The sequence below is a fragment of the Bacillus sp. NPDC094106 genome, assembly GCF_044764345.1.
GTDB lineage: Bacteria > Bacillota > Bacilli > Bacillales > Bacillaceae_G > Bacillus_A.
Map to the genome: position 1 here is coordinate 1 of NZ_JBIWHY010000042.1, position 4,267 is coordinate 4,267.

Below are 4,267 nucleotides of genomic sequence, written 5' to 3' on the forward strand. Positions count from 1 at the left end.
ATGCCTTCATTAGTTTGGTGATGATGGCAGAGAGGTCACACCCGTTCCCATACCGAACACGGAAGTTAAGCTCTCTAGCGCCGATGGTAGTTGGGACCTTGTCCCTGTGAGAGTAGGACGTCGCCAAGCAACCTTAGACGAGTCAGAATGACTCGTCTTTTTTGTGTATTTTTATCATTATAAAATAACACTGAATTTCTTAATAAAGGAACTCAGCTTTATTTTATCGAAATAGACGAACCAAATGGTCATGAAAAAACCTATCAAAACAGGAAATCATTCTTCATTTCTATAAAACATATCAGAAATATCCTTTCATTTTTACTAAGAGACCTCGTATTCCAAAGCATATTAAATTTTCTATGAAAGAAATTAAATACATTCTTTTTCCAAAAAAAGCATGAAATCAAATATTGATAGATCATTTGTGTGGATTGGCAATCTCAAAGAGGTATGTGTGCCTCCTGCTTATGGAAAGTGTAAAATGCACAATCCTTTTTGTCATGTTTAGAACATGACTTTTTACACTGCTGTATAGAAGGAATTTTCTGTATGCTTAACGCTGTGTGATTCGATATAGGTCTTTGGGCTGAGTTTAGAATCCATCATGCGGTTGATGTGGAGTAAAAGGATAAAATTTACAATTATGAAAGAGTGAAGAAAATATAAGTAGGGGAGGATTACGATTTATAGAGATTATGTAAGTAAGATTATTTTCCTTAGTACAAAGGGATGGGAGGAATGACGGTGGGGTCGTGGATTCGCTTTTCTTTAAAAAATGTAGGTGTTGTCTTTCTCGCGATGATTTTTATTGTTGTCGGGGGATTATATTCTATTAAAACAATAGAGATGGAAGAAATGCCAAACGTTGATATTCCGTATATGGTTGTGCAAGTCCCTTATATGGGTGCCACGCCAGAGCAAGGGTTAAATGATATAGGAAAGCCGCTAGAAACTGCATTTTCTAGTATTCAAAAGCTTGATAATTTATATATTGAAGCTCATAGCAACATGGTAGTTGCTATTTTAGGATTTGATATGGACAGGAAGATGGATGAGGCTGAAAAAGATGTGACGAGTGCTGTTGCATCTCTAAAATTACCAGAGGATGCAGGGAAACCTGTCGTTATGAAAGATGGACCTTCACAGATGCCAATATTTACTTTCGCGCTTTCTTCAGACAATGCTAAGCAGGCGGATATTTCACAATATGTGAACGATCGGATTAAACCGACTTTGTCTACTGTTGAAAATATCGGCAAGGTAGATGTGTCAGGTGAAACCGAAAAGCAATTGTCTATTAGACTTGATGTTGAAAAAATGAAAGAAAAAAAGATTACTTATGACATAGTAAAGCAAGCACTTTTAGCACACAATTTTTCTTTTCCAGCAGGCCAGGTGAGCATTAATGAAAAAACATTAAATGTTCAGGCTGATTACAAACTTAAATCGCTTACTGATGTGAACAATATGAAAATGGCAGTACCAAGTGCTGAGGGAGTACAAACGGTTAAATTGTCAGATGTAGCAACTGTAGAATATGGAAGTAAAACAGAAACTGTATATACGAGATTAAAAGACACGCCTGCAGTTCTTGTATCTGTTAAAGCGCAGCCAGGAGCTAATGCAGTGGAAGTGGTCAAACAAATTAACCAAAAACTATCTGATCTACAATTACCAGAGGGTTATAAACTGACAAAGTTGTATGACAGCTCAAAGCAGGTAGAAAAATCAGTTAATAGTATGCTTAGGGAAGTGTTGCTAGGTACATTGTTTGCTGTCATTGTGACATTTGTATTCTTACGTAATATAAGAGCTACAATTGTAGCTGTGCTATCAATTCCGCTGTCTGTTTTAGCAGCGATGATTACGATGAAGTATTTACATTATAGTTTGAATATGATGACGCTAGCTGGTATTGCAGTAGCTGTTGGCCGAGTAATTGATGATTCTATCGTAGTCATTGAAAACATCTACCGCAGAACATTAAGCAGCGCAAAGCGTGATGCAAACATGGTATTAGCAGCTGCTAAAGAAGTTGGCGGTGCGGTTACATCTTCAACAATTACGACTATGGCAGTATTTGGTCCACTTTCATTCGTTCCGGGAATTGTTGGCAAGTTTTTTGCTCCGTTCGGAATTACAGTTATTGTTGCACTTGCTTTTTCTTTACTTGTTTCGTTAACAGTTGTCCCTTTGCTTGCTAAATTTTTCTTGCTACGTTTGAAGCATAAGGAGCCGAAAGAAACAATATTGCAGAGAGCATATCGGCGTGTGCTGAGCTGGGCGATTCAGAAAAAGATGATTACACTCTTTCTCGCTTTTGTCGTATTTGTTTCATCTTTAGGGCTTGTGCCGCTGATCCCGAAAAACTTTTTACCAGAAGAAAAGGCGGCTTCATATAATCTGACAGCAGATTTACCTGTTGGAACATCACTTGACAAAGCTAATGGTGTAGCTAAAGATATGGAAAGTATTCTTAGTAAACAAGTGAGTGTGAAAAGCTATCAAACGATTGTTTCAGGAGAAAGAATTCGTTTGTCTATTGATTTGAAGGATGATATGACGAAAGAAGGAATAACGACTTTTGAAAAAGATGTAAAAGAAAAGATGAAAAATCTAGGAACGGGTATCGAAACAGCTTTGACACCGATTGGTATAACAGGTGGAGGACAATTTGTTCTTATTGTGGAAGGCGGAAATGCTAAGGATTTGGAGACTGCCGGGAATAAGATTGTAGAGAAGATAAAGGATATAAAGGGCTTGTCGAATGTGAAAACAAATTTATCCGCTGTAAAACCGCAACTTAATTTGTCAATTGATGAAGAAAAAGCAGTGGGAAAAGGTTTGAATCCGATGATGATTGCGGCTTTTGTAAGAGGGAGTATTGCTGGTGAAAGTGTTACGACAGTCCAATTAGACGGAAAACCGACTTCAGTGAATCTAGGATTGAAAAATGATAATCTTACATCTATTGAAAGCATTACGAATCAAATTATTATGAGTCCTACTGGGCAACAGGTAAAATTGTCGGATGTAGCCACCCTCTCTGAAGCACCGGGACCTACTGCTTTGTATCGCTTAAATCAGCAAGAGTATGTACAAGTAAGTGCAAGATTTACAACAGATAATGTATCTGGTGTGCAAGCTGAGGTAGATAAGCGTTTAAAAGATTCAGATTTACCAAAAGGTATTAAGTATCGCTCTGAAGGACAGTCACAAGCTATGAATGAAGGGTTCCAAAATATGATTATTGCTATGGGGATTGCTGTTGTACTTGTCTTTGTTGTGATGCTAGTGACATTTGGAAATGCAATGGCTCCGTTTGCAATTCTATTTTCTTTACCATTTCTTTTTACAGGTGGTTTGCTTGGCTTATACCTTACGAAAGAACCTTTAGGTATGCCGGCATTGGTTGGGTTTCTTATGTTAATTGGAATTGTTGTAACGAATGCTATTGTGCTGATGGATCGTGTTATACAAAATGAAAAACAAGGAATGGCTATAAAAGAAGCTTTATTAGAAGCAGGGGTAACAAGACTTCGTCCGATTTTAATGACGGCTCTTGCTACAATAGGTGCACTTACACCGTTGGCGTTGTCGACCGAGGGAGGGCTTATTTCTCGTTCTCTTGCTATCGTTGTAATTTCTGGCTTACTAACATCTACGCTTTTAACATTAGTCATAGTCCCGACTGCATACTATGTGATGAGTAGGTTGAAATGGAATTTTACAATGAAAAGAAGAGTTTCGAGGGCGAAAAAAGAAACAGCATAAAAAACTAAGGGGACGGGAGAAAGTATTCTGTTCCCTTAGTTTTTTTATAAATAAAGAGGATAGCTTCATAAAATTATATAGGCGGTAGAATTGGTGAGACAGTCATTACTATTTGATAGATTAGTTGGGAAAAGATTTTAGGTTAACAATGAAATGGAAACATGCATGAAGAAAAAACAAAAAATATATTGATTTTGTGGAAATAAGGGTGTATTATATTAAGAGTCGCCGATAGCAATAGAGCAAAACGCGACAAACGAAATAAAAAACTTAGTTGACATTGAAACACAGAAATGTTAACATAAGGGAGTCGCAAATGAGCGGCAAACGAGTTCTTTGAAAACTGAACGAAACAAACAACGTGAAACGTCAATTTTTATTTTAGATGCTAGACAAACTTTATTGGAGAGTTTGATCCTGGCTCAGGATGAACGCTGGCGGCGTGCCTAATACATGCAAGTCGAGCGAATGGATTAAGAGCTTGCTCTTA

At 37.5% G+C, this 4,267-nt stretch carries 2 protein-coding genes and 2 rRNA genes; 3 read left to right on the forward strand and 1 reads right to left on the reverse strand.

Going from position 1 to position 4,267, the window contains the following annotated elements:
* The first annotated feature begins 13 nt into the window (after positions 1-13).
* Positions 14-129: ribosomal RNA gene (gene rrf / locus ACIQ7L_RS28060) — 5S ribosomal RNA — on the forward strand.
* A gap of 314 nt (positions 130-443) precedes the next feature.
* On the opposite strand, the gene ACIQ7L_RS28065 is transcribed toward rrf, so the two are convergent.
* The gene (locus ACIQ7L_RS28065; RefSeq protein WP_400573495.1) at positions 444-602 is read right to left on the reverse strand and encodes a PAN domain-containing protein; all 159 of its coding nucleotides are present in this window, start codon (positions 600-602) and stop codon (positions 444-446) included.
* A gap of 139 nt (positions 603-741) precedes the next feature.
* On the opposite strand from ACIQ7L_RS28065, the gene ACIQ7L_RS28070 reads away from it, so the two are divergent.
* Complete coding sequence (locus ACIQ7L_RS28070; RefSeq protein WP_400573494.1) at positions 742-3,777, forward strand: efflux RND transporter permease subunit; 3,036 nt, start codon at positions 742-744, stop codon at positions 3,775-3,777.
* A gap of 399 nt (positions 3,778-4,176) precedes the next feature.
* A 16S ribosomal RNA gene (locus ACIQ7L_RS28075) occupies positions 4,177-4,267 on the forward strand; the annotation flags it as partial.

What these genes read in the sequence shown, in the direction of transcription:
- ACIQ7L_RS28070 (WP_400573494.1), top strand. Translation starts at nt 742, where the DNA reads ATGACGGTGGGGTCGTGGATTCGCTTTTCTTTAAAAAATGTAGGTGTT.